This is a genomic window from Cellulosimicrobium sp. 22598 (assembly GCF_052044445.1).
In the GTDB taxonomy this organism is placed as follows: Bacteria; Actinomycetota; Actinomycetes; order Actinomycetales; family Cellulomonadaceae; genus Cellulosimicrobium; species Cellulosimicrobium cellulans_G.
Genome location: NZ_JBQEMZ010000011.1, coordinates 13,128 through 38,245 on the forward strand (window position 1 = coordinate 13,128; position 25,118 = coordinate 38,245).

The 25,118-nt window shown below is 76.2% G+C and carries 24 protein-coding genes and 1 riboswitch; of the genes, 12 read left to right on the top strand and 12 right to left on the bottom strand.

What is annotated here, in order from left to right; genetic code table 11:
* Window positions 1-105: 105 nt before the first annotated feature.
* Window positions 106-486, top strand: coding sequence for a VOC family protein (locus tag ACTJIY_RS13045; RefSeq protein ID WP_253050874.1), 381 nt, complete (start codon window positions 106-108; stop codon window positions 484-486).
* A 12-nt stretch (window positions 487-498) separates the two neighbouring features.
* On the opposite strand, the gene ACTJIY_RS13050 is transcribed toward ACTJIY_RS13045, so the two are convergent.
* The 4 genes from ACTJIY_RS13050 to ACTJIY_RS13065 form a co-directional block, all read right to left on the bottom strand.
* Window positions 499-981, bottom strand: coding sequence for a DUF456 domain-containing protein (locus ACTJIY_RS13050; protein WP_253050873.1), 483 nt, complete (start codon window positions 979-981; stop codon window positions 499-501).
* Between the two features lie 27 nt (window positions 982-1,008).
* Window positions 1,009-1,815, bottom strand: coding sequence for an alpha/beta fold hydrolase (locus tag ACTJIY_RS13055; RefSeq protein WP_253050872.1), 807 nt, complete (start codon window positions 1,813-1,815; stop codon window positions 1,009-1,011).
* The gene (locus ACTJIY_RS13060) at window positions 1,812-2,372 is read right to left on the bottom strand and encodes a PadR family transcriptional regulator (protein ID WP_253050871.1); all 561 of its coding nucleotides are present in this window, start codon (window positions 2,370-2,372) and stop codon (window positions 1,812-1,814) included. Before ACTJIY_RS13060 ends, ACTJIY_RS13055 begins: the two co-directional genes overlap by 4 nt.
* 102 nt (window positions 2,373-2,474) lie before the next feature.
* Window positions 2,475-2,840, bottom strand: coding sequence for a hypothetical protein (locus ACTJIY_RS13065; RefSeq protein ID WP_253050870.1), 366 nt, complete (start codon window positions 2,838-2,840; stop codon window positions 2,475-2,477).
* Between the two features lie 439 nt (window positions 2,841-3,279).
* Here ACTJIY_RS13065 and ACTJIY_RS13070 point away from each other — a divergent pair, with 439 nt between their 5' ends.
* From ACTJIY_RS13070 to cobA, 5 genes are all read left to right on the top strand, one after another.
* Entirely contained in the window at window positions 3,280-5,034 is a 1,755-nt protein-coding gene (locus ACTJIY_RS13070) for a nitrite/sulfite reductase (RefSeq protein ID WP_253050869.1), read from the top strand.
* A gap of 176 nt (window positions 5,035-5,210) precedes the next feature.
* Window positions 5,211-5,924, top strand: coding sequence for a phosphoadenylyl-sulfate reductase (locus tag ACTJIY_RS13075; protein WP_353709585.1), 714 nt, complete (start codon window positions 5,211-5,213; stop codon window positions 5,922-5,924).
* Between the two features lie 8 nt (window positions 5,925-5,932).
* Window positions 5,933-6,940, top strand: coding sequence for a sulfate adenylyltransferase subunit CysD (cysD, locus tag ACTJIY_RS13080; RefSeq protein WP_353707843.1), 1,008 nt, complete (start codon window positions 5,933-5,935; stop codon window positions 6,938-6,940).
* Window positions 6,940-8,328 carry a sulfate adenylyltransferase subunit 1 gene (locus ACTJIY_RS13085; protein ID WP_440674367.1) on the top strand — a complete coding sequence of 463 codons (1,389 nt, stop codon included), beginning with the start codon at window positions 6,940-6,942 and terminating at the stop codon, window positions 8,326-8,328. The genes cysD and ACTJIY_RS13085 overlap by 1 nt, the downstream gene beginning before the upstream one ends.
* A 10-nt stretch (window positions 8,329-8,338) precedes the next feature.
* Window positions 8,339-9,742: a uroporphyrinogen-III C-methyltransferase gene (gene cobA, locus ACTJIY_RS13090; RefSeq protein WP_440674366.1), complete on the top strand. Its 1,404-nt coding sequence runs from the start codon at window positions 8,339-8,341 to the stop codon at window positions 9,740-9,742.
* An 8-nt stretch (window positions 9,743-9,750) separates the two neighbouring features.
* Here the strand turns inward: cobA and ACTJIY_RS13095 are convergent, their stop codons facing one another.
* From ACTJIY_RS13095 to ACTJIY_RS13105, 3 genes are all read right to left on the bottom strand, one after another.
* Entirely contained in the window at window positions 9,751-11,295 is a 1,545-nt protein-coding gene (locus tag ACTJIY_RS13095; RefSeq protein ID WP_440674365.1) for a hypothetical protein, read from the bottom strand.
* A gap of 53 nt (window positions 11,296-11,348) precedes the next feature.
* Window positions 11,349-11,966, bottom strand: a complete 618-nt coding sequence (locus ACTJIY_RS13100; protein WP_253051426.1) for a LuxR C-terminal-related transcriptional regulator — start codon at window positions 11,964-11,966, stop codon at window positions 11,349-11,351.
* Between the two features lie 77 nt (window positions 11,967-12,043).
* Window positions 12,044-13,462, bottom strand: a complete 1,419-nt coding sequence (locus ACTJIY_RS13105) for a PspC domain-containing protein (RefSeq protein ID WP_440674364.1) — start codon at window positions 13,460-13,462, stop codon at window positions 12,044-12,046.
* A 136-nt stretch (window positions 13,463-13,598) separates the two neighbouring features.
* On the opposite strand from ACTJIY_RS13105, the gene ACTJIY_RS13110 reads away from it, so the two are divergent.
* A complete protein-coding gene (locus tag ACTJIY_RS13110) occupies window positions 13,599-15,350 on the top strand; it encodes a PspC domain-containing protein (protein ID WP_440674363.1) in 1,752 nt (583 codons plus the stop codon).
* Window positions 15,350-15,922 carry a hypothetical protein gene (locus tag ACTJIY_RS13115; protein ID WP_440674362.1) on the top strand — a complete coding sequence of 191 codons (573 nt, stop codon included), beginning with the start codon at window positions 15,350-15,352 and terminating at the stop codon, window positions 15,920-15,922. The genes ACTJIY_RS13110 and ACTJIY_RS13115 overlap by 1 nt, the downstream gene beginning before the upstream one ends.
* Before the next feature lie 180 nt (window positions 15,923-16,102).
* Here the strand turns inward: ACTJIY_RS13115 and ACTJIY_RS13120 are convergent, their stop codons facing one another.
* Complete coding sequence (locus tag ACTJIY_RS13120) at window positions 16,103-16,876, bottom strand: hypothetical protein (protein WP_440674361.1); 774 nt, start codon at window positions 16,874-16,876, stop codon at window positions 16,103-16,105.
* 180 nt (window positions 16,877-17,056) lie between these two features.
* Between ACTJIY_RS13120 and ACTJIY_RS13125 the strand changes: the two genes are divergently transcribed.
* Window positions 17,057-18,217 carry a glycosyltransferase family 4 protein gene (locus ACTJIY_RS13125; RefSeq protein ID WP_440674360.1) on the top strand — a complete coding sequence of 387 codons (1,161 nt, stop codon included), beginning with the start codon at window positions 17,057-17,059 and terminating at the stop codon, window positions 18,215-18,217.
* A 4-nt stretch (window positions 18,218-18,221) separates the two neighbouring features.
* Here ACTJIY_RS13125 and guaA read toward each other — a convergent pair whose 3' ends face one another.
* Together guaA and thiE are read right to left on the bottom strand one after the other, a co-directional pair.
* Window positions 18,222-19,835 (bottom strand): glutamine-hydrolyzing GMP synthase, encoded by a 1,614-nt coding sequence (gene guaA, locus ACTJIY_RS13130; protein WP_440674359.1) that lies wholly within the window; start codon window positions 19,833-19,835, stop codon window positions 18,222-18,224.
* A gap of 43 nt (window positions 19,836-19,878) precedes the next feature.
* A complete protein-coding gene (gene thiE, locus ACTJIY_RS13135) occupies window positions 19,879-20,604 on the bottom strand; it encodes a thiamine phosphate synthase (protein WP_440674358.1) in 726 nt (241 codons plus the stop codon).
* Between the two features lie 51 nt (window positions 20,605-20,655).
* Window positions 20,656-20,735: riboswitch (TPP riboswitch) on the top strand.
* 4 nt (window positions 20,736-20,739) lie between these two features.
* Here thiE and ACTJIY_RS13140 point away from each other — a divergent pair.
* From ACTJIY_RS13140 to ACTJIY_RS13150, 3 genes are read left to right on the top strand one after another with little or no spacing between them, the layout of a single operon-like run.
* Entirely contained in the window at window positions 20,740-22,137 is a 1,398-nt protein-coding gene (locus tag ACTJIY_RS13140) for an FAD-dependent oxidoreductase (RefSeq protein WP_440674357.1), read from the top strand.
* A 5-nt stretch (window positions 22,138-22,142) separates the two neighbouring features.
* Window positions 22,143-22,376, top strand: coding sequence for a sulfur carrier protein ThiS (gene thiS / locus ACTJIY_RS13145; RefSeq protein WP_308202266.1), 234 nt, complete (start codon window positions 22,143-22,145; stop codon window positions 22,374-22,376).
* Between the two features lie 9 nt (window positions 22,377-22,385).
* On the top strand, window positions 22,386-23,228 hold the full coding sequence (locus tag ACTJIY_RS13150) for a thiazole synthase (RefSeq protein ID WP_440674356.1): 843 nt from the start codon (window positions 22,386-22,388) through the stop codon (window positions 23,226-23,228).
* A gap of 83 nt (window positions 23,229-23,311) precedes the next feature.
* On the opposite strand, the gene ACTJIY_RS13155 is transcribed toward ACTJIY_RS13150, so the two are convergent.
* Window positions 23,312-24,577: a ThiF family adenylyltransferase gene (locus tag ACTJIY_RS13155; protein ID WP_440674355.1), complete on the bottom strand. Its 1,266-nt coding sequence runs from the start codon at window positions 24,575-24,577 to the stop codon at window positions 23,312-23,314.
* Entirely contained in the window at window positions 24,574-25,014 is a 441-nt protein-coding gene (locus ACTJIY_RS13160; protein ID WP_253050859.1) for a DUF3817 domain-containing protein, read from the bottom strand. The genes ACTJIY_RS13155 and ACTJIY_RS13160 overlap by 4 nt, the downstream gene beginning before the upstream one ends.
* Window positions 25,015-25,118: the final 104 nt, after the last annotated feature.

Genomic DNA, 25,118 nt, shown 5'->3' on the forward strand with positions numbered 1-25,118 from the left:
GCGCCCCCGCCCACACCCCGTGCCGACCTCGCCGATGAGTCCTGTCGTCCGCGACGGTCTCCCCCGTCACGGCCGCAGCACGTGCCGCACCACGAAGGAGACACCATGACGACGACCCACCTCACCGGCGTGCACACCGTCGCGGTCCCGGTCACCGACCAGGACCGCGCGCTGGCGTACTACACCGGGACGCTCGGGTTCGAGGTCCGCATGGACGGCGAGCTCCAGGAGGGGTTCCGCTGGATCGAGGTCGCTCCCCCGGGCGCCGCGACGTCCGTCGCGCTCGTCGCGGCGGGCGACGGCCTCCCCGCGGGGATCGACACCGGTATCCGGCTCACCACGACCGACGCGGCCGGCGACCACGCGACGCTCACCGCCGCCGGGGCGAGCACCGGCGAGCTCCTGGCGTGGGAGGGCGTGCCGCCGATGTTCTCGCTGCGGGACGTCGACGGGAACACGCTCTACGTGATGGAGATCCCCGGCTGATCCGACCGCGCCTCAGGTGAGGGCGAGGCCGACGCCCCAGGTCGCCGCCGCGAGGAGGCCGCCCAGGAGCTGGACGAGGATCGTGATGCCGGTCGCCTGCATCGCGGCGACGGTCGCGCGCCACGCGGCGCGGCGGTCGCGGCGGCGCAGGAGCTCCGCGACGAACACCGCGAGCACGAAGCCGATGAAGAGCCCGATCACGGGGATCACGAAGAACCCGACGACGCCCGCGATCCCGCCCCACACGAGGGTCGACCAGGGGACCTCCGCCCGGCGCATGTGGCGGCCCGCGAGGACGTACTGCGACACCTCGGCGGCGACCACGAGCACGGCGGCGACCGCGAAGACCACCCACGCGGCGGTGCCGCCCGTGACGATCGCCCACACGAGGACCGCGCCGAGCACGAGCACGTTCCCGGGCAGGACCTGCACGACGATCCCGACCAGCCCGACCAGGATCGCCAGCCCGACGAGGACCTCTCCACCGACGCTCACGGGGGAAACCCTCGCACGTCGGGCGCGCTACGCACGCCCCGCGAGCGGCACCAGCCGCGGGTGCGCGACGCCGTCGAGCACCCAGGACCGGATCATCGCGCCGAACAGGTCCGGGTCCTCCGCGCTCCACTGGTGGTGCATCCCGGGCGCCACGCGCACGACGGCGCCCGGGACGCGGCGCTCGATCGTCGACAGCGCGCTGCGGGCGGGGCGGAGGTCGCGGCCGCCCGCGACGGCGAGCACGCGGGCCCCGGACTCCGCGAGGCCGTCGGGCCAGCGCCCGCCGTAGACGTCGGCGAGCAGCCGCGCCATGGTCTCGCGGCGGATCGCGAGACCCGAGCGCACGAACAGGTCCCGGGACTCCGCGGGGATCCCGGTGGCGACGGCCTGGCCGCGCCAGTACCAGCGCCGGTCCCAGACCCGGAGCTGCGCGCGGCCGAGCGCGCCGGCGAGCCCGGGCACGCCGTCGACCACCGCGCCCGACGACAGGACGGAGCGCACGAGCCCGGGGTGCCGCGCGGCGAGGTGCAGCGCGACGACCCCGCCGAGCGACAGGCCGACGACGTGCACCTCCTGCCCGGCGGGGATCGCGGAGACCGTCGCGGCGACGTCGTCGACGACCACGTCGAGCGACGCCGGGACCTGGTCCCCGCGGCCGCCGAAGCCGAGCAGGTCGGGCGTCCACACGTCGAGGTCGTCGAGCGCCTCGACCTGCGGCTCCCACATCCACGACGCCACGGTGCCCCCGTGCAGCAGGACGACGGAGACGGAGCCGGTGCCCGGCGCGCCCGGGCGGCTCGCCGGGTGGTGCACGACGGCGTCCGGGAGGCTCACGGGAGCACCTCGCGCTCGGTCTCGTCGAGCCACGCGAGCTCGGTCCGGGCGTGCGCGAGACCGTGGCGCAGCGTCGCGAGCCGGAGGGCGAGGCCGCGCGTGCCGCGGACGCGGTCCGCGTCGGGGCCGCCGTCCGCGAGGACCGCCGCGACCCGCTCCTCCTCGGCGGTGAGCGTCGCGACCGTCTCCTCGGCCAGCGCGCGCCGGGACGCGAGCAGCGCCGCGACGCCCTCGTCGTCGAGCTGGTCGGCGAAGAACAGCCGCCCGAGGAAGGGCTCGCGCGAGTCCTCGTGCGGGAGCGGCGAGGCGAGCCAGTCGCGCAGCGCCGCGCGGCCGGCGTCCGTGATCGTGTGGACCTTGCGGTCCGGGTAGCTCTCCTGGGGCACCACCTCCACCTCGGCGAGCCCGGCGTCCACGATCGCGGCGAGGGTGCGGTAGAGCTGCGAGCGGTCGGCCGCCCAGAAGTGGCGGACCGAGGAGTCGAACGCGCGCTTGAGGTCGTAGCCCGTCATGGGCCGCACCGTGAGGAGCCCGAGCACGAGATATCGAAGGACCATGCGACTAGTGGACCATGCACCTAGTCGAGCGTCAACGCCTCGGGGACGACGAGAGCCCGCCGACGGACGATCCGTCGACGGGCCCCGGCCGGGTCGCTGCGGTCAGTTCCAGAAGACCGCGACGAGGATGTTGACGAGGGTCAGGCCACCGATGGCGTGCTTGACGCCCGGCGCCACGGCGCCGTCGGCCGCCTTGGCCCCCTGGCGCTTGGCGACGAACGCCAGGACGGCGATGACCAGGGCGATGACCAGCTTGACGCCGATCTTGGCCATGTCGGGGCCGCCGTCACCCCAGACGGACGCCTCGCCGATCCCGACCATGGCGATCCCCGCGACGAGCGCGGTGAGCGCGCCGTGGAAGACGCCCTTGTACAGGCCCGGCGAGCGCAGGGACGCGAGGTAGCCGCCGAGGACGATGGCCCACCCGATGAAGTGCAGCGCGACGAAGACGTTGTAGAGGAACTCCATGACCCCATCCTATTTGCTGACGCTCCTGTCGTGAAACTTTGCACAAGGTGGCCCGTCGCATCGCCCGCCGCTCGCCCGACAGCCGGCGAGGGGCCGGATGGCTCGACAAACTGGACTCATCCAGTCTAGTATTTCAGGTTTCCCACCATGCGGACGAGGGGTGTCCACCACGCTGGACCGCGGCTATCGTTCTGCGCATGACCACGGCAGCCCGCACCCTCCTCGTGACCTCGCGTCACGGGATGCCGGCGTGCGCGCACACGTGTCTCAGCTGTTGTCGCTGAACCGCGCCCGACTCAGCGCGAGCCCGCACGCTCGCCTCTCTCCCCGGAGAAACCCTGAGAACCGGCGCGCGCCGTCGGTCCTCAGCCACTCGCACCCTCGCTGAGCGCTCGCCGTCGCGCGTCCCCGCCCCCGAACGAGGACACGAGGAACCCCGATGACGCAGGCCACGACTGCGCCGGAGACCACCGAGGACGCCGCCGCGCGACCTGGTCGTCCCGCCGGCGAGCGCGCCGCCCGGCCGGCACGCGCCGCCCGCCCGAACGGGCAGTGGAAGGTGGACGGCACCGAGCCGCTCAACGCCAACGAGGAGCTCAAGCGCGCGGGCAACGGCCTCGACGTGCGCGAGCGCATCGAGACGATCTACGCCCGCGAGGGCTTCGACTCCATCCCCGGCGACGACCTGCACGGCCGCTTCCGGTGGTGGGGCCTCTACACCCAGCGCAAGCCCGGGATCGACGGGGGCAAGACGGCGACGCTCGAGCCGCACGAGCTCGAGGACAGGTACTTCATGCTCCGCGTCCGCTCGGACGGCCAGGAGCTCGACGTCCGCGCGCTGCGCGTCCTCGGCGGCATCTCGCGCGACTTCGCGCGGGGGTCGGCCGACATCACCGACCGGCAGAACATCCAGTACCACTGGATCGAGATCGAGTCCGTCCCCGAGATCTGGGACCGCCTCGCGACCGTCGGCCTCGAGACGACGACGGCCTGCGGCGACACCCCGCGCGGCTTCCTCGGCAGCCCGGTCGCCGGCATCGCGGCGGACGAGATCATCGACCCGACTCCCGTGATCCTCGAGATCAAGCGCCGGTACATCGGCGACCCCGAGCTCGCGAACCTCCCGCGCAAGTTCAAGACCGCGATCACCGGGCACCCCAGCCTCGACGTCGTGCACGAGATCAACGACGTGTCGCTCGTCGGCGTCGTGCACCCCGAGCTCGGCCCCGGCTACGACCTCTGGGTCGGCGGCGCGCTCTCGACGACCCCGCGCCTCGGCGAGCGCCTGGGCGCCTTCGTCACCGAGGAGCAGGCGGCCGACGTGTGGCACGGCGTCGTGCGGATCTTCCGCGACTACGGCTACCGCCGGCTGCGCAACAAGGCGCGCCTGAAGTTCCTCCTCGCCGACTGGGGCACGGAGAAGTTCCGCGAGGTGCTCGAGAGCGAGTACCTGGGGTACCGCCTCGCCGACGGCCCCGCGCCCGCGCCGGCGACCGGTCCGGGCGACCACGTGGGCGTGCACCTCCAGAAGGACGGGGACTACTACGTCGGGGCCGCCCCCGTCGTGGGGCGCGTGGGCGGCAGCACGCTCACGGGTCTCGCGGACCTGGTGGAGAAGGTCGGCGCCCGGTCGGTGCGCCTCACGGCGCACCAGAAGCTGGTCGTCCTGGGGGTGCCGCCCGAGGGCGTGGACGAGCTCGTCGCGGGCCTCGAGCCGCTCGGGCTCACCGCCCGGCCGAGCCCGTTCCGCCGCTCGACCATCGCGTGCACGGGCATCGAGTTCTGCAAGCTCGCGATCGTCGACACCAAGGACACGGCCGCGCGCGTCATCGGCGAGCTCGAGGAGCGCCTCGCGGACGTCCCGTCGCTGGTCGAGCGGCCGCTCGACCTCAACATCAACGGCTGCCCCAACTCGTGCGCGCGCATCCAGACGGCGGACATCGGCCTGAAGGGCCAGATCATCACCGTCGACGGCGAGCAGATGCCCGGGTACCAGGTGCACCTCGGCGGCGGCCTCGTCGGCACGGGGCGCGACGAGGGCGGGCTCGGGCGCACGGTGCGCGGTCTCAAGGTGCCCGCGACGCAGATCGCCGACTACGTCGAGCGCGTCGTGCGCCGCTACGAGGCGGACAAGGACGGCGCCGAGACGTTCGCCGAGTGGGCGCACCGGGCCGACGAGGAGGCGCTCCAGTGAGCGGGGACCAGGACGTGACCACGACGACGGCCGGCACCACGCCGTCGGGCGCTCCCGACCCGCTGGCCGCGCTGCGCGCCGCGGCGCAGGCCAGGGCCGAGCAGCGCGAGAGCGCGAAGGCCGCGCACCACGCGGAGCGCGCGCGGCACGGCCGGCCGAAGCGGTCGCTCGACGAGCTGCGCGAGATCGCGCGGCGCGGCGCGGCGCTGCTGCACGGCGCGGGCACGCCCGGCGTCGAGGGCGCCACGCGCCCCGAGGCGACCGCGGAGGAGGTCATCGCCTGGGCTGCGCGCGAGTTCGGGACGTCCGTCGCGGTGGCGTGCTCCATGGCCGACGCCGTGCTCCCCCACGTCGTGGCGGCGCAGATCCCCTGGGTCGACGTGCTGTTCCTCGACACGGGGTACCACTTCGCCGAGACGGTCGGCACGCGGGACGCCGTCGAGCAGCAGATGGACGTGACGATCGTCGACGTCCGGCCCGAGCTCACGGTCGCCCAGCAGGACGCCGCGCACGGCAAGGACCTGTTCTCGCGCGACCCCGGCCTGTGCTGCCAGATGCGCAAGGTCGAGCCCCTGCACCGCACGCTCGCGGGCTACGAGGTGTGGGTCACGGGAGTGCGCCGTGACGAGGCGCCGACCCGGACGGGCACGCCCCTCGTCACGTTCGACGAGAAGAACGGGCTCGTGAAGATCAACCCGCTCGCGGCCTGGTCGTTCGACGACCTGCTCGCGTACGCCGCGCGGCACCAGGTGATCCTCAACCCCCTGCTGAACGACGGCTACCCGTCGATCGGCTGCCAGCCGTGCACCCGGCGCGTCGCGCCGGGCGAGGACCCGAGGGCCGGCCGCTGGGCGGGGCTCGACAAGACAGAGTGCGGACTCCACGTATGAGGACGGGCATGACGACCATCGACCTGACGACCGACGCACCGGGCTCCCCCGCCGGTGCTCCCGCCGGCGCCCGCGCGGACGCGCCGGTCCCCGGCTCGGCGCTGCCCGGCGGGCGCCGTCTCGCGCAGCTCGACGCGCTCGAGAGCGAGGGCATCCACATCGTCCGCGAGGTGGTGGCCGAGTTCGAGCGCCCCGTGCTGCTGTTCAGCGGCGGCAAGGACTCCGTGGTGATGCTGCACCTCGCGGTCAAGGCGTTCGCGCCCGGCCCCGTGCCGTTCCCCGTGCTGCACGTGGACACGGGCCACAACTTCCCCGAGGTGCTCGCCTACCGCGACGCGACGGCGGCCCGCCTGGGCCTGCGGCTCGAGGTCGCGAGCGTCCAGGACTACCTCGACGACGGCCGCCTGCGCGAGCGCGCGGACGGGACGCGCAACCCCCTGCAGACGCAGCCGCTGCTCGACGCGATCTCGGGGCACAAGTTCGACGCCGTGTTCGGCGGCGGCCGGCGCGACGAGGAGAAGGCGCGCGCCAAGGAGCGCGTGTTCTCGCTGCGCGACGAGTTCGGCCAGTGGGACCCGCGCAACCAGCGCCCGGAGCTGTGGAACCTCTACAACGGGCGCCACCGGCCCGGCGAGCACGTCCGCGTGTTCCCGCTGTCGAACTGGACCGAGCTCGACGTGTGGCGCTACATCGCGCGCGAGCGCATCGAGCTCCCCGAGCTCTACTACGCGCACGAGCGCGAGGTGTTCGACCGCGACGGGATGCTGCTCGCCGTCGGGCCGTACTCGGAGCCCCGCACGGACGCCGAGGCCGCGTCGCGGCGGACCGAGACGGTGCGCTACCGGACCGTCGGCGACATGTCGTGCACCGGCGCCGTGCGGTCGGACGCGACGGGCGTCGAGGACGTCATCGCCGAGGTCGCCGCGACGCGCATCACCGAGCGCGGCGCGACCCGCGCCGACGACCGCCTCTCCGAGGCCGCCATGGAGGACCGCAAGAAGGAGGGGTACTTCTGATGGGCACCCAGACCAGCACCGGCGCCGCCACCGAGGGCACGACCGTCCCGCTCGACGACGCGCGCCGCGGCACGCTGCTGCGCCTCGCGACGGCGGGCTCCGTCGACGACGGCAAGTCCACGCTCGTGGGCCGCCTCCTCTTCGACTCGAAGTCCGTGCTCGCGGACCAGCTCGACGCCGTCGAGCGCGTCTCGCGCGACCGCGGCCTCGAGTCGGCCGACCTCGCGCTCCTCACGGACGGACTGCGCGCCGAGCGCGAGCAGGGCATCACGATCGACGTGGCGTACCGGTACTTCGCGACCGCGCGCCGGTCGTTCATCCTCGCCGACTGCCCCGGGCACGTGCAGTACACGCGCAACACCGTCACGGGAGCGTCGACGGCGGACGTCGTCGTGCTGCTCATCGACGCGCGCAAGGGCCTGCTCGAGCAGACGCGCCGCCACCTCGCGGTCGCGAGCCTCCTGCGCGTGCCGCACGTCGTCGTCGCGGTCAACAAGATCGACCTCGTCGACTACAGCGAGGCCCGGTACGAGGAGCTCGCGGCGGACATCCGCGCGGCCGCGACCTCGCTCGGCGTCGGCGACGTGCACACCATCCCGGTGTCCGCGCTCGTGGGCGACAACGTGGTGGACCGCGCGAGCGCGAACACGCCCTGGTACGACGGCCCGAGCCTGCTCGAGCTGCTCGAGGAGCTCCCGACGGGCGACGACCCGGAGACCGAGGCGTTCCGCTTCCCCGTCCAGGTGGTCATCCGCCCGCAGGCCGCGGCCGACGAGCGCTACCGCGACTACCGCGGGTACGCCGGGCAGGTGGCGTCGGGCGTCGTGACGGTCGGGGACGAGGTCGTCGTGCTGCCGTCCGGTCGCCGCACGACCGTCGTCGGGATCGACACGGCCGACTCGCTCGCGTCCGGCGAGGTGCTCACGGAGGCGTTCGCGCCGCAGTCCGTGACGATCCGCCTCGCCGACGACGTGGACGTCGCGCGCGGCGACCTCATCGCCTCCGCCGCGGAGGCCCCCGAGGTCACGCAGGACGTCGAGGGCACCGTCGCGTGGCTCAGCGACCGACCGCTCCTGCCCGGCGCGCGCGTGCTGCTCAAGCACACGACCCGCACGGTGCAGGCGGTGGTGCGCGACGTCGTCGGGCGGCTCGACCTCGACACCGCCGAGCTCGACCCCGCCGAGCGTCTCGACCTCAACGACATCGGCCGCGTGACCCTGCGGCTCGCGTCGCCCGTCGCGGCCGAGGAGTACGTCGTGGCCCGCCGCACGGGCGCGTTCCTGCTCGTCGACGCCCAGGACGGCGGCACGCTCGCCGCCGGCATGGTCGGCGACGCGCTCGCCGCCGCCCGGCGTCCGGCGTCCCGGCCCGGCTCGTACGCGATCTAGGCTGGACGCCGTGACCGCACCCGAGCACGAGACGTACCCCCTGGGCCTGCGTCTCGACGGTCGCCGGGCCGTCGTCGTCGGCGGCGGCCCCGTCGCGGCGCGCCGCACGCGCGGGCTCCTCGACGCGGGCGCCGTCGTGACCGTCGTCGCGCCGTTCGTCTGCGAGGACCTCGCGGAGCTGCTCGCGGTGCACGGCCCCGCCGGCGACGCGCACGGGCACGTCGCCCTGCCCGCGGACCACGGTGCGCGGCTGTCGTGGGTGCGGCGCGACTACCTCACCGGGGACCTCGACGGCGCGTGGCTCGTCCACGCCGCGACCGGCGACCCGGGCGTGGACTCCCAGGTCGCGGCCGATGCCGAGGCCGACCGGGTCTTCTGCGTCGCCGCGGGCGACGCGGACCTCGCGACCGCGTGGGTGCCCGCCGTGGCACGCACGCGCGTCCCGGGCGGCGCGTCCCGCGGTGGCCCGGCCGCGGAGGTCACGGTGTCCGTCAACGCGGGCCGGGACCCGCGCCGCGCCCAGCGCGTCCGCGACGCCGTCGCGGCGCTGCTCGAGACGGGAGAGCTCCCGCTCCGTGCGGTCCGCCCGGCGGGCACGCGCCCCACGGCCGACGACGACGCCCCCCGCGCCGGGGCCGTCTCGGAGCCGCTCGTGCGGCCGGTGGGGACGGTCGCGCTCGTCGGGGGCGGCCCCGGCGACGCCGGGCTGATCTCGGTGCGGGGACGCCGCCTCCTGGCGGAGGCGGACGTCGTCGTGGTCGACCGGCTCGGGCCGCGCGGCCTGCTCGCCGAGCTCGGCGACGACGTCGAGGTCGTGGACGTCGGCAAGACGCCGGGCCACCACCCGGTGCCGCAGTCGGAGATCAACCGGATCCTCGTGCACCATGCGCTCGTCGGGCGGCGGGTCGTGCGCCTCAAGGGCGGCGACCCCTACGTGTTCGGGCGCGGCGGCGAGGAGGCCGAGGCGTGCCGCGAGCACGGCATCCCGGTCGAGGTCGTCCCGGGCGTGACGAGCGCCGTCTCCGTGCCCGCCGCGGCGGGCATCCCCGTCACGCACCGCGGCCTGTCGCGCGGGTTCACCGTGCTCACCGGGCACGAGGACGTCGGCAAGGTCCCCGCCGCGACCGACCACACGGTCGTCCTGCTCATGGGCGTCTCTCGCCTCGCGGAGACGGCCGCCGCGCTCGTGGCGCAGGGCCGTCCGCCCGAGACGCCGGTCGCGGTCGTGGAGGACGGCTACGGCCCGCGCCAGCGCACGACCGTCGGCACCCTCGCGACCATCGCCGACCGCGCGCGCGAGGCGGGCGTCCGCCCGCCGGCCGTGACCGTCGTCGGCGACGTGGTGACCCTCTCCCCCGCCTGGCCCGCCTACGCCGCCCACGACGGCCACGGCGCGCGTCGCCGCTCCGGGTAGCCGCGGGCTCAGCCTCCCGGTCGCGCCGGGTCGTCGTGCGGGACCAGCACCCGCACGCCCGGGCGGTCGAGCACGGTCGTCGTCGCCTCGTCGAGAGCCCGCCACGTCTCGTCGCTGAACCCGTCGCCGGTCGTCCGCACGAGGACGGCGGACGTCCCCGAGGTCAGGTAGCGCAGCGCCTCGGCCTGCCAGGCGAGGTTCCGACGGCGCGGGACGGCCTCCCCGTCGGCGTCGCGCGCGCCGAGGTCGTAGGTGTACCCCGAGAGGTCCACCGGGAGCTCGCAGCCGCGCTCCAGGTCGCGGCTCAGCACGTCGAGGACGGCCAGCATCCCGGGGGAGTCGGCGCGCACGCAGCCGTCGTCCGGGAGCCGGGCCGCGACCTCGGCCGTCGGGAGGGGCACGAAGCGGGGCGCGGTCAGCACGGCCGCCACCAGGAGGGCTCCCGCCCCGGCGCCCAGGACCGTCCCCGCCACGACCCGGCCAGGGCGCGGCAGGAGCGAGCACGCCGCTGCCAGGACGAGGACCAGGGCGGGCGCCGGGAAGGCGGCGTACTGCGCGTACGCGGACGGCGCGGCCAGCAGCACGCCGACCTGCGCCACGAGCAGCACGACCCAGAGCCGTCCCCGCCGCCCGGCCCAGGCGACGACCGCCGCGACGGTCAGCAGCACCAGCACGGTCCAGACGGCCGCGACCTGGGCCCGGTGCGACACGAGCTCCTCGAGACCTCCCGTCCCCGTGATCCACACGAGCCGCTGCTCGAGGTCTTTCGGCTCCCGCGGCCGGCCGAGCTGGGTGAGCACCACCATGCGGACCATGTCCGGGCCCGCGGCGAGGAGGAACGGCAGCAGCACGGTCGCCAGCGCGACGACGGCGCCCGCGGCGGCGCGGGCGGCGGTGCGCCACCCGGCGACGGCCAGGAGCCAGAGGAGCACGACGGCCAGCGGCACGACGCCCCAGATCTTGACCGTCGCGCCGAGCCCGAGGACGGCGCCGCCCGCCCACACCCAGAGACGCCCGCTGCCGGTGCCCTCCCGGCGTGCGTCGAGGCCCCGGAGCAGCAGCACGACCCCGCCGAGCAGGCACAGGGAGCCCAGGGGCTCGAGCAGCGTGAGGCGCTCGGCCCACGCCGCGGCGTAGGACACCGCGTACAGGACGCCGCCCACGACCGCGGCCGTCGCACCCCACCGGCGCGCGACGCGCGTCACGAGCACGGCGTTGGCCGCGCCGACGAGCATGAGGCCGACGCGCGCGGCGACCAGGGCGTGGTCGTCGCTCGTCCATGCGGTGAGCCCCGCGAAGGGCGTCAGGGCGAGCATCGAGCCGGGCGGGTGCAGCAGCAGGAAGTCCCGGTAGGGCAGGCGGCCGTGCACGAACGCCACCGCCGCCGAGAAGTACACGCCGTCGTCGTACCCGCGGTAGGCACCGACCCCGGCCGAGCCGCCGACGAGGTGCCACCGCACCGCGAACGCCAGCACCGCCACGACGGCGGCCACGATCCACCCCCACCGAGCGGCAGCGGGCTCGCGGCGCGGGGCACGGGCTGCCATGCTCACACCCGCCAGTGTGCGTCAGGCCCGGGGCGGGCGCGCGACACGGGGCGGTGCCGCTAGAGGAGGCGGCGCTGGGCCGCCCAGCGGGTGAGCTCGTGGCGGGAGGACAGCTGGAGCTTGCGCAGGACCGCGGAGACGTGGGTCTCGACCGTCTTGATCGAGATGAACAGCTCGGACGCGACCTCGCGGTAGGTGTACCCGCGCGCGATGAGGCGCATGACCTCCTGCTCGCGCGCGGACAGCCGGTCCAGCTCGTCGTCGCGCACCGCGACGTCGCCCGCCCCCGTGCCGAACGCGTCGAGCACGAAGCCCGCGAGGCGCGGCGAGAACACCGCGTCGCCGCCCGCGACCTGCCCGACGGCGGCCGACAGGTCCGGCCCGGAGATCGCCTTCGTCACGTAGCCGCGCGCCCCGGCGCGGATGACCGCGACGACGTCCTCCGCGGCGTCGGACACCGACAGCGCGAGGAACCGCACGTCGCCGAGCACGTCGGCGCAGCGCTGGACGACCTCCGCGCCGCCGCCCCCGCTGCCGCCCGGCAGGTGCACGTCGAGGAGCACGACCGGGGGGCGCAGCTCGTGCACGCGCGCGACGGCGGACTCGACGTCGTCCGCCTCCCCCACCACGGTGACGAGGGCGGGGTCGAGGCTCGCGCGCACTCCCGCCCGGAACATGTGGTGGTCGTCGACGAGCACCACCGGGACGGGGCCGGTCGAGGGGCCGCCGGCGGCCGGCGTGCTGGGGATGGTCGTCACGGGGTCTCCTGGTTCGACGGTGCGCTCGACGGCGGGCGGGCGGGCTCGGGCTCGGCCGTCAGGGCGCGCGGCACGCGCAACCGTACCTCCGTGCCCCATCCCGGCCTGCTGATGATCTCGGCCTTCCCGCCGCGGCGCTGGACCCGGCCGAGGATCGACTCGCGGACGCCGAACCGGTCGGGTGCGACGTCCTCCATGTCGAAGCCGTCGCCGCGGTCGCGCACGAAGACCTCGACGGCCGCGTCGCTGACCTCCAGGTAGACCGAGTAGGGCGGACCGCCGTGCGCGACGGCGTTGACGAGCGCCTCGCGGGTGGCCTGCAGCAGCGCCGCGGTCTCCTGGGTGGGCGTGCAGTCGCCCACCACGACGACGTCGACCACGACCGGCCCGGGGTCGGTCTCGCCGGTCGACCCGCCGGGCGCCCCGACGGGCGCGCCGATGGGCTCCGCACGACGGCCCACGCGCCCGTCCTCGACCTCCGCGACGAGCCCGCGCAGCTCGGCGGCGAGCGACGTCCCGGGCGAGGGGCGGTCGTCGTACAGCCACTCGCGCAGCTCGCGCTCCTGGGCGCGCGCGAGGCGCGCGACGGTGTCGGCGTCGGACGACCGGGCGCGGATGAGGGCGAGCGTCTGCAGCACCGAGTCGTGCAGGTGCGCCGCGATGTCGGCGCGCTCGGCCTCGCGGGCGCGGGCGGCGCGCTCGTCGCCGAGCTCGCGCACGAGCTTGAGCCACCACGGGGCGAGCACGATCGCGACGCCGGCGAGCACCGCGACCGCCGCGACCGCCGCGCGGACGATCTGGGTGGGCCGCGCGTCCTGCCCCACGAGGAGGACGATGCCCACGAGGACGAGCACGACGCCGCCCGCGATGCGGAGGACCCCGGCGGGCGTGCGCCCGCCGGCACGGGTGAGCAGCCGGCCGCGCTCGACGGCGTCGAGCTGGCTCCACGCGAGCGCCGCGCCCGCGAGCGCGATGAGGACCGGGATCACCCACGACACCTCGACGTCGACGCCCGTGCGCAGCGCCACGAGCAGCGCGGCACCGCCCAGCAGGACGACGCCGATCGCGACGTCGCGCACGGGCAGGCGGCGCACGCTGCCCTGGAGCCGGGGGGCGAGCCGCGACAGCGACGCCGGGCGCTGCTCCTCCCGTGCCGCGGCCGGGTCGCCGGACGGGACCGTGAGCCACCAGAACACGTAGAGCGCGACGCCCGCGCCGCCCGCGAGCCCGAGGAGCGCCATCACGAGGCGCACCACCCCGACGCTCACGCCCAGGTGGGCCGCGAGCCCGGCGCACACGCCCGCGACCCACCGGCCGCGCTCGGGGCGGCGCAGCGGCAGGCCGCGGGGTCGGGAACCGGGCCCGGCACCGGTGGGTGCACCGGGCCGCGGGCCGGGGCGGGCAGGAGTCGTCACCCCCCGATCGTCACACGTCGCGGGCGCCCGGAGCGTCCCCGGACGGGGAAACCAGGGTCGGTCCGCGGCCGGTTCAGGGTCGGGTCAGGGTGGCACCCGATACCGGCGGGCCGGCTCCCGGGCCAGCATGGTGGCCATGAGCACTCCCGACCTTCCCGGACCCGGCGCCCAGCCCGGGCCCTCCGGCGGCGCCGCCGACGCGTCCGGCGCGCAGCCCGGCACCGTCCCTCCCGGGCCGAGCGGACCCGACCCCGCGTGGGCCGGGCCCGCCGGCCCGTCCGACCCCGGCCAGGGCCCTCCGCAGGGCAGCCCCCAGGGCCCTCCGCAGGGCCCTGGCGGGACCCGCCCGAACGGCACCGACGGCTTCTTCGACGCCGTCCGCCGCGTGGGCATCTTCCGCTCGGACGACCGGTGGATCGGCGGCGTCGCGTCCGGCGTCGCCGAGCGGTTCGGGATCGACCCGCTCGTCGTGCGCGGGCTCCTCTTCGTGACGTTCTTCCTGTCGGGCGCCGGGCTCGTCCTCTACGGCGCGGCCTGGGCCCTGCTGCCGGAGCGTCGGGACGGGCGCATCCACCTCCAGGAGGCGTTCCGCGGCAACGTGGACGTCGCGCTGCTCGGCGCGGCCGCGTTCGTCGTCGTCGGGTTCTCCTGGGGCGGCGGCTGGTGGTCGTGGTGGGACGCGCTCCACCTCGGGTGGCTGACCGGCCTGTTCTGGGTCGCGGCGTTCGTCACCGTGGCGGTCGTCGTGGTCTCCGCGCTCACCCAGCGCGGCCCCCGGAGGCCCCAGGGCGCACCGCCGCAGGCGCCGCCGTGGCCCGGTGGCCCCGGCGCACCCGGCCACGGCCCAGGTGGACCGGGCTACGGTCCGGGCGGGCCGGCCTACGGTCCGGGCGGGCCGGCCTACGGTCCGGGCGGGCCGGGCTACGGTCCGGGCGCTGCCGGTGGCGACCCCGCGCCGGCCGACGCCCCGTGGGGCTCCCCGGGAGCGCCGTCGGGCACCGCGCCGTCGGGTCCGCAGGACCGGACGACCTGGTCCGCCGAGGCGAGCCCGTACGCCTCGACCGCGCCCGGCGTCACCGCGCCCCTCCCCCCGTACGCCCCGGGCGCACCGCTCGGCGCGACCGCGGCACCGCAGCGGGCCCACCAGGGACCGCGGAACCCGTCCGCGCAGCAGCCCCCGAGGCCTCCGCGCGCCCCCCAGCCGCCGAAGCCCCCGCGGCCTCGCGGACCCGGCGCGACCACGACGGGGGTCGTGGTCGGGCTGAGCCTCCTGCTCGGTGCGTTCCTGCTCGTCGTCGACCGGCAGGGCGAGCTGCCCTGGCCCGTGTTCCTCACCTGGGCGGGCCTGTCCGGGATCCTCGCGGGCCTGGCGATCGTCGTGAGCGGCCTGCGCGGGCGCACCAGCGGCGGCCTCGGCTGGCTCGCGGTGCTCCTGCTGGTCGTCGCGCTCCCCGCGTCCGCGTGGCGGTCCGCCCCGTTCACGTTCTTCCTCGACGACTCCGTGCGGACCGTCACGGACGGCACGCACCGCGTGACCGACCCGGACGTCGCCGAGGAGGGCTTCGGCGTGACCTTCGGCGACCCGACGATCGACCTCTCCGGGCTGGACCTGTCCGACGCGTCCGGCGCGTCCCCCGTGGAGGTCCCGATCCAGCTCGGCGCCGGGGACGCGACCGTCGTCGTGCCCGACGGCGTCCCCGTCCGCGCCCAGGTCCAGGTGCTCGCCGGGAACGCCCGCTGGCACGTCGACGGCGACCGGCAGGAGATCGGCGGCGTCAGCACGCAGCCGGTCACGTTCGACAACGACGAGGTCCAGTCCGGCGACGACCCGCTGCTCGTGCTGCGGGTCGAGGTCGGTGCCGGCCAGATCACGATCGAGGAGGACTGATGAACGACTCCGGACGCCGCGACGACGAGACGCGGCCGCTCGGCGACGAGCTGTTCGACACCCCGCAGGCCGGGTCCCCGGAGGCGGACGCCCACCCGACGGTCCCGCTGACCACCGAGCCTCCGGCCACGGAGCCGCTCGGGTCGCCCCGACCCGCGGTCCACCCCACGGAGCCGCTGCCCACCACGCAGGCACGGGACGGGGAGACCTCCGTCCTGGACGTGGGCGTGCCCGCGACGCCTGCGCACACGGGTGCTGCTCCGGACGGCACGACGACGTCCGGCCAGGCCGCCGGTGCCGTGCCACCGGTCGGGCCGTCCGCCTCGGCGACGCCCTCGGCGCCCGCGTCGCCCGTCGCGCCCGCCGGACCCCCGTCGCCCGGACGGCGCGGACCGCGCGTCTCCACGATCGTGTGGGGATTCGTCCTCGTCGCGTTCGGCGTCGTCGTCCTCGCCGCCGCCCTCGGTGCGCGGGTCGACCTCGGGCTGGCCACGATCGTCGTGCTCGCCGCGGCGGGCCTCACGCTCGTGGTCGGGTCGATCGTCTCGGGGGCTCGGCGCCGACGCGGCTGAGCCCGGACCCGTCGCGCGCGGACCCGGCGACCAGGGACGCACCCGGGCGGGAGACACCGAGGGGCCGTGGCACGTGTGCCACGGCCCCTCGCCGTGTCCGAGCGACGCCGCCCCGCACGCTCTCCCCGGTGCGACCCGGTGGGAACGGGTCCTCGGCGTCCGGACGGACGGCCGGGACGATCAGGGGGTGGGCTCGTCACCCCTGCGCTCGGGCGAGGTGCCCGTGGGTCCGGTCACGGGCGGCGTCGTGTCCGGTGAGGCGGCGGGCGACGCGCCGGGGGCGGACGGCGTCCCGGTGCCCGGTGCGCCGGTCGGCTCGACCGGGGTCGCGGCCGCGCGGGCCTCGGCGCCGGGCGTCGAGAGCGCGGACGTGCGGCCCGGCGCCTCGACGGGACGAGTCGGCTCCGGACGGACGGGCGGGGCGGTCGGCGCGGGCTCCGCGTGCACGGGGGCGGCGTGGCGTCCCGCGTCCGACAGGTCGCCCGACGACGTGTACGCCCCCGGCGTCTCGACCGCGACGCTGGGGCCGCCCGCGAGTCGCCGGAGCGCGATCCCGACGAGGATGAACAGGATGCCGAGCCCCATGACGAGCAGGCACACCCCGAACGCGACGACGGACGTGAAGAGCGACGCCCGGAGGAACGACGCCGTCATGACCGTCTGCCGCGTGGGGTCGTCCTGGTCGAGCTCGGCGTACGTCTGGCCGCCGCTCGCCTCGAGCGCGTGCTTGTTGATGACCTCGGCCTGCGCGTACGCGGTGAGCGGCCCGTTGACGTGGCGGCCCGCCAGGAACGACGCGTCGTCCGAGACGGTGATCTCCTCGGCGGACAGCTGGTTCGCCACCACGATCCAGGTGCCGATGCCCGCGAGGAGGAGGACGATGCCGGCGATGATCGACACGAGGCCGATGCCTCGGGCCCCCTTGGCCGGCGTGACGGTGACGGTGCTCGACATGGCGCGTTCTCCCCTTCGTCAGGACCCACCTGCTGCCGCACCGCGGTCCGCGACCCGCGGGCGCGGGTCCGCCGCAGGGCGGTCGAACCACCCATACGGGACCCACGGTAGCGACGACGGCGGTCCCCCGCGCGGCGAACGCGCACCTCAGCGCCGCGCCGGGATGGGAGGATGCCGACCGTGCGCATCACCCACCTGACCGACTGCTACCTCCCCCTGCTCGGCGGGATCGAGACCCAGGTCGCGCGGCTCGCGCAGCAGCAGGCGGCGACCGGCCACGACGTCTCGGTCGTGTGCACCACGCCGGCGCGCCCCGGCGCGCACGGCGTGTCGACCGAGCGGGACGGCGACGTCACGGTGCACCGGCTCGCGGCACGCGTGCCGGGCGGCTACCCCGTCCACCCGCGCGCGCCGCACCACGTGGCGCGGATCCTCGGCGCGGACCGGCCCGACGTCGTGCACCTGCACATGGGCGTCCTCACCCCCTCGACGCAGGCGTCGCTGCGCACGGTCGTGCGCGCCGGGCTGCCCGCCGTGCTCACCGTGCACAGCGTGTGGGGCGGGGCCGAGAAGGCGTTCGCCGCGCTCGACCGCGTCACGCGCTGGTCGAGCTGGCCCGTCCTGTGGTCGGCGGTGAGCGAGTTGACCGCCGCTCCCCTGCGCCGCATCGTCGGCGACCACGGCGAGGTCGTGGTCCTGCACAACGGCCTCGACCTCGACGCGTGGCGCGTCCCGCGCACCGAGCGCGCCGACCGCATGGAGGGCGCGGCCCTCCACGTCGTGGCCGCGACGCGGTTCGCGCCGCGCAAGCGCGTACTGCCGTTCCTGGAGGTCGTGCGGGACGCCGTCGGGCGCCTCCCCGAGGGGGCGCTCCACGTGACGCTCGCCGGGGACGGACCGGAGCTGGCCGACGCGCGGCGCTTCGTCACGGAGCACGGGCTGGGGTCGGTCGTGTCGCTGCCCGGCCGCCTCGACGCGACCGGGCTCAAGCGCCTCTACGCACGGGCCGACGTGTTCGCCGCGCCCGCCGTCGAGGAGGCGTTCGGCATCGCCGCGCTCGAGGGCCAGGCCGCCGGGCTGGCGGTGCTCACCCGCTCGCAGTCGGGCGTCGCGGAGCGCCTCACCGACGGCGTCGACGCGCTCCTCGCGGACGACGACGCCGGGCTCGCCGACGCGCTCGTGCGGCTCGCGACCGAGGACGACCTGCTCGACCGGATCGTCGCGCACAACCGGGACGTGCCGTCGTCGGCGGGCTGGCCGCGCGTGCTCGCCGACGTGGAGCGGGCGTACGAACGGGCCGCGACGATCGCCGTGGATCGTCGGGCCCGCCCGTCCCGCTAGGGGGTCACTCCCACTCGATGGTGCCCGGGGGCTTGCTCGTCACGTCGAGCACGACGCGGTTGACCTCGGAGACCTCGTTGGTGATGCGCGTCGAGATGACGGACAGCACGTCGTAGGGCAGGCGCGTCCAGTCGGCCGTCATCGCGTCCTCGGACGAGACGGGGCGCAGCACGATCGGGTGGCCGTAGGTGCGGCCGTCGCCCTGGACGCCGACCGAGCGGACGTCGGCGAGCAGCACGACGGGGCACTGCCAGATCTCGTCGTCGAGTCCCGCCTTCGTCAGCTCCTCGCGCGCGATCGCGTCGGCCGCGCGCAGCGTCTCGAGCCGTTCCGCCGTGACCTCGCCGACGATGCGGATGCCGAGGCCGGGACCGGGGAACGGCTGGCGCGCGACGATCTCCTCGGGGACGCCGAGCTCGCGGCCGACCGCGCGGACCTCGTCCTTGAAGAGGGTGCGCAGCGGCTCGACGAGCGAGAACTGGAGGTCGTCGGGCAGGCCGCCGACGTTGTGGTGGCTCTTGATGTTCGCCGCGCCCTCGCCGCCGCCGGACTCGACGACGTCCGGGTAGAGCGTGCCCTGCACGAGGAACTTCACCTCGGCGCCGTGCTCGCCCGCGTCCTCGACGATCTGGCGCGCGGCGTCCTCGAACACACGGATGAACTCGCGGCCGATGATCTTGCGCTTGGTCTCCGGGTCGCTGTGCCCGGCGAGCGCCGTGAGGAACCGCTCCTTCTCGTCGCGGATCACGAGGTTGACGCCCGTCGCCGCGACGAAGTCGCGCTCGATCTGCTCGACCTCGCCCGCGCGCATCAGCCCGTGGTCGACGTGCACGCACGTGAGCTGGTCGCCCACCGCGCGCTGCACGAGCGCCGCGGCGACGGCGGAGTCGACGCCGCCCGAGAGCGCGCAGATGACGCGCGCGTCGCCGACCTGGGCGCGGATCGCCGCGACCTGGTCCGCGATGACGTTGCCGGGCGTCCAGTCCGGGGCCAGCCCGGCGCCCTCGTAGAGGAAGTGCTCGAGCACGGTCTGGCCGTGCGCGGAGTGCTTGACCTCGGGGTGCCACTGCACGCCGTAGAGGCGACGCTCGCGGTCCTCGAACGCGGCGACCGGCGAGCCCGACGACGTCGCGAGGACCTCGAAGCCCTCGGGCGCGCGGTGCACCGCGTCGCCGTGGCTCATCCACGTGGTCTGGTGCTCCGGCGTGCCGTCGAGCAGGACGCCCGCGGCGCACACCTCGACCTCGGTGCCGCCGTACTCGCGCAGGCCCGTCTGGGCGACCTCGCCGCCGAGCGCCTTGGCCATGGCCTGGAAGCCGTAGCAGATGCCCATGACGGGCACGCCGGCCTCGAACAGCGCCGGGTCGACGAACGGCGCGCCGGTCGCGTACACCGACGACGGCCCGCCGGAGAGGATGATCGCCACCGGGTCCTTCGCGAGCATCTGCTCGACCGTGAAGGTGTGCGGCACGATCTCGGAGTAGACCTTGGCCTCGCGCACGCGGCGCGCGATGAGCTGCGCGTACTGGGCGCCGAAGTCGACGACGAGCACGGGGCGCGGGGTCGCGGCGACCTCGGCGGTGGTGGGGGTGTCGGGAGCGGTGGCGGGTGACGTCACGGCTCCAGGATAGTCGCCGCGCGGCGCGGTCCCGTCCCGCGTCTCAGGCGCCGGTGGGTTCGGCGGCGCGCTCGGCCGCTCGCTCGGCGACCCGCCCGCGCAGCGCCCGGGCGGCGGCCTCCGGGTCTGGCGCCTGCGTGATCGCCCGCACGACGACGACGCGGGTCGCCCCGGCGTCGAGGACCGCGTCCAGCCGCTCCGCGTCGATCCCGCCGATCGCGAACCAGGGCGTCGTGGGCCGGGTCGCGGCGACGTCGCGCAGCAGGTCGAGCCCGACCGCGACGCGCCCCGGCTTCGTCGGCGTCGCCCAGAGGGGGCCCACGCAGAAGTAGTCGACGTCCGGGTCCGCCTCGGCCGCGGCCGCCTGGTCGGCCGAGTGGGTGGACCGGCCGAGCACCGGCGCGGCCCCGAGCAGGGATCGCACCGCGGAGACCGGCAGGTCGCCCTGACCCATGTGGACGACGGGTGCACCGGTGAGCGCCGCAACGTCGGCCCGGTCGTTCACGGCCCACAGGGCGCCGCGCTCCGTCGCGACCCGTGCGACGAGCTCCTGGAGCTCGAGCTCGCGCGCCGCGTCGAGCGTCTTGTCGCGGAGCTGGACGACGTCGACCCCGCCCGCGAGCGCCGCCCGCAGGAAGTCCTCGAGGTCGCCGCGCTCCTCGCGCGCGTCGGTGCACAGGTAGAGGCGTGCGTCGGCGAGCCGGGCCCGCGCGTCGTCCGCAGCCGGCACGGCGGGGTTCGCGGGCGTGGCGAAGGTCTCGGTGCTCACCCGCCGGAGCCTAGCCGCGCCCGCTCCCGCACGCGGGTACTGTGGCCGACAGCACGGGAGCCCCGCACGGGGCTGAGAGGGCGTCGGAGCCGACCGTCGAACCTGATCTGGGTCATGCCAGCGAAGGGAGCGCGCATGCACACCCCTGTCCGTCCCGGGCCCCGCCCGCCGGGAGCCGGCCCTGCCGTGCCCGACGGCGCGCGCGACGTCGTCGTCGTGGGCGGCGGGATCGTGGGGCTCGCCGTGGCGTGGCGCGCCGCGCGCGCCGGTCTGTCGGTCACGGTGCTGGACCCGGCGCCGGGCGACGGCGCGACGCACGCCGCGGCCGGGATGCTCGCCCCCGTCACGGAGGCCGACTTCGGCGAGGACGCGGCGCTGCGCCTGCACCTCGCCGCCGCCGCGGCGTGGCCGGGGTTCGCCGCCGACCTGCGCGCCGCGACCGGGGCCGACGTCGGTCTGCGCACCGCGGGCACCCTCACGCTCGCCTACGACGCCGACGACCTCGCCCTGCTCCGCCGCGTCCTCGCCCTCCACGCGGAGCACGGCCTCGCCTCGCGCGAGCTCACCGTCGCCGACGCCCGTCGGCGCGAGCCGTACCTCGGCCCGCGGGTCGCGGGCGCCGCCTGGGCGCCGGACGACCACGCGGTCGACCCGCGCGCGGTGCACGCCGCCCTGCTCGGCGGGCTGCGCGGCCTGGTCGGTGGCGGCACCGGAGCGGGCTCCGGGCCGGGGACGCTCGCGGGGTCGGGCACCGGATCCGCGGTGGGCGCCGTCGTCGTGCGGGCGTCCGCGACGCGGCTCGCGCTCGGCCGGGCCGGGCGGGTCGTGGGCGTGCACGACGACGCGGGCCGGCTCCACGCGGCGGGCGCGGTCGTCGTCGCGGCGGGCTGGGAGTCCGGGGCGCTCCTCGCGGACGTGCCGGGCGTCGTCGTGCCGACCCGGCCGGTCAAGGGGCAGACGCTGAGGCTCGACGCCGGGCCGGACCTCGCGCTGGAGCACGTGGTGCGCGGGGTCGTGCAGGGGCGACCCGTGTACGTCGTGCCGCGCGACCCGGTCCCGGACGGGCCGGGTCGCGGCGTCGCGGGTCACCGGGAGGTCGTCGTCGGCGCGACCACCGAGGAGAACCCCGACGACCGCCGCGCGACCGCGGGCGGCGTCTTCGCCCTGCTGCGCGACGCGCGCGCCCTGCTGCCCGGGATCGACGAGGCCGCGCTCGTCGACGTGACGCCCCGGGCGCGCCCCGCGACCCCGGACAACCTCCCGCTCGTCGGTCCGACCGGCGTCCCGGGGCTGCACCTCGCGACGGGGCACGGCCGCAACGGCATCCTGCTCGCGCCGCTCACCGCCGACGCGGTGATGGCCGGGCTCACGGGTGCCGCGCTCCCGCCCACCGTCGCGGCCGCCCTCACCCCTACCCGCACCGACCGCTTCGCCGAACCCGGGATCGCTCCCCACGGCGGGCCCGACCTGGGGAGCGACCCCGGGTTCGGCACCGTCCGGTCCGCCGCGTTCTCCCTGACGACACCGAGGTGATCTCCGTGACCCGACCTGCTCCGACCGCGCTCGTCAACGGCGAGCCGTACCCGCTCGACGCCCCCGTGCACCTCGAGCAGCTCGTCGCGGCGCTCGTGCCCGCGTACGTCGCCGACGGGACGCCGCAGGGTGTCGCCGTCGCGGTGGACGACGCCGTCGTGCCGCGCGGCTCGTGGGCGACGACCGTCGTCGCGCCGGGTGACCGCATCGAGATCGTGACCGCCGTCCAGGGCGGCTGAGGAGGACCCGTGACCACGACCGACATCTCCCCCGCGCCCGCGCACCGACCGTCGGACGGCGGCGACCCGCTCGTCGTCGCCGGCACGACGATCGGGTCCCGCCTCGTCATGGGCACCGGCGGGGCGGCGAACCTGCTCACGCTCGAGGACGCGCTCGTCGCCTCGGGCACCGCACTGACGACCGTCGCGATGCGCCGCGTCGCCGTGCGCGCCGGTGGCGCGGCCTCCCCCGACGCCGGGATCTGGGCGCTCCTCGCGCGCCTCGGCATCCGGGCGCTGCCCAACACGGCCGGGTGCTTCTCGGTGCGCGAGGCCGTGCTCACCGCGCACCTCGCGCGCGAGGCGTGCGGCACCGAGTGGGTCAAGCTCGAGGTGATCGCGGACGACGTCACGCTCCTGCCCGACCCCGTCGGCCTCGTCGAGGCGGCCGAGCAGCTCGTGCGCGACGGGTTCGTCGTGCTGCCCTACACGAACGACGACCCGATCCTCGCGCGCCGGCTCGAGGACGTCGGGTGCGCCGCCGTCATGCCGCTCGGCGCGCCGATCGGCACCGGCCTCGGCATCCTCAACCCCCGCAACATCGAGGCGATCGCCGCCGCCGCGCGCGTGCCCGTGATCCTCGACGCGGGGATCGGCACGGCGTCCGACGCCGCGCAGGCCATGGAGCTCGGGTGCGCCGGCGTCCTGCTCGCGACCGCCGTCACGCGCGCCGCCGACCCGGTCCGCATGGCGCACGCGATGCGCCTCGCCGTCGAGTCGGGCCGCCTCGCCGCCGGCGCCGGCCGCATCCCCCGCCGCGAGGGCGCCCTCGCGAGCTCGTCCCCCCAGGGCCGCCTCGACCTCGCCCTCTGACGCCGGTCCCGCCAGCGGAACAGGCCGTCCTGGCTCGTCAGCCGACCAGGATCCGCGACGTCCACCTGCTCGGCGGGGGCGGACTAGGTGGCCGGGGTCGTTTCCAGGGCGTCGAGGAGGGCGGGGACGCCGCCGACGACCGAGCGGGCGTCGATCCCGGCGGCGCGCGCGACGTCGGCGACGCGGGCCGAGCGGCCGCCGACCGCGCACAGGACGAGCACGGGTCGGTCCGACGGGAGGTCCGCGAGCGCCGCGGCGGGGTCGCCCGTGAGGAACGTGCCGCTCGGCACGAGGGTCGACCCGGGCAGGGGACGCACCTGCGCCTCCCAGTCCTCGCGCACGTCGAGCACGTACGGGGCCGTGCCGTCGTCGCCCAGCAGGGCCGCCGCGTCGCGCGCGGTGACGTCGCGCTCCCCCGTGACCGGCCGCGCGACCGACGTCGCCGGGGCCAGTCCGCAGAACGCGGCGTAGGCGTCGTCGCCCGGCAGGAGCGCGGTGACGGGGTCGCGGGTCGGGTCGGCGCGCACGGTGAGCTGGCGCCACGAGAGGTCGAGCGCGTCGTAGACGGCGAGGCGGCCGAGCAGCGTCGTGCCGGCGCCGGTGACGAGCTTGATCGCCTCGGTCGCCATGACGGAGCCGACGGTCCCGCACATCGCGCCGAACACGCCGCCGGTCGCGCAGTCGGGCGCGGCGCCGGGCGGCGGCGGGACGGGGAACACGTCGCGGTAGGTGACCCCGCGCGCCTCGCCGTCCCCCGGGCCGACGGGAGCCGCGCCGCCCGGGCGCGGGACGTCGTCGGGCAGGGCGAACCGGGGCGCGCCCCAGAAGACGCTGACCTGCCCCTGGAAGCGGTAGATCGAGCCCCAGACCACGGGCAGGCCGAGCACCTCGGCCGCGTCGGAGACGAGGTAGCGCGTGGGGAAGTTGTCGGCGCCGTCGAGCACGACGTCGTAGCCGCGCAGCGCGTCGAGCGCGGTGTCCGCGTCGAGGCGGACCGCGTGCTCGACGACGCGCACGTGCGGGTTGACGTCGGCGATGGCGTCGCGCGCGGAGTCGACCTTGCGGCGCCCGACGTCAGGACCGCCGTGGATGACCTGGCGCTGGAGGTTGGAGGTGTCGACGACGTCGTCGTCGACGATGCCGATCGTGCCCACGCCCGCGGCGGCCAGGTAGAGCAGGGCGGGGCTGCCGAGGCCGCCCGCGCCGACGACGAGCACGCGCGCGGCGGCGAGACGGCGCTGCCCCTCGGGGCCGACGCCGGGCAGCGCGAGGTGGCGCGCGTACCGCTCGAGCTCCGCGGTGGTCAGCTCGGGGCCGGGTGCGACGAGGGGCGCGAGCGGCGTCGTCATGACGCGTACTGCTCCTCCAGGACGGCGAGCTTGGCCTCGGCCTCGGCGTGCACCTTCTTCTCGAGGATGAACGACATGACCGGCACGACGCCCGCGAAGACCATGGTCGCGAGGCGGCCCCAGCCCCACCGCATCTTGGTCCACAGGTCGAGGACCGTCACGAGGTAGACGACGTAGATCCAGCCGTGGGCGAAGGGGATCCACGAGACGTACCGCATGACCCCGTCGACGTCGACGAGCTGGCCGACCCCGTACTTGACGAGCATCTCGACGCACAGGACGAGGAGCATCACACCGGTGATGATCGCGAGGACCCGGTAGCGGGCGAGCGCGCCGCGCGCCTTGCGGATCGCGGTGCGGGCGGCCTCCGTGCTGGGCGTCGCCGCGCCGGCGGGGGCGGGCGTGTCGGTGGGGGTGGCCGGGTCCTGCGTGGTCATGGGAGGGGTCCTCGTTCCGGGCGAGACGGCCGCGGCGGTCCGTGCCGCCGCGGTGGCGTGTGACGCGGTCGCCGCCGTTAATGCGTCGCCGCGTGTCGGACGCC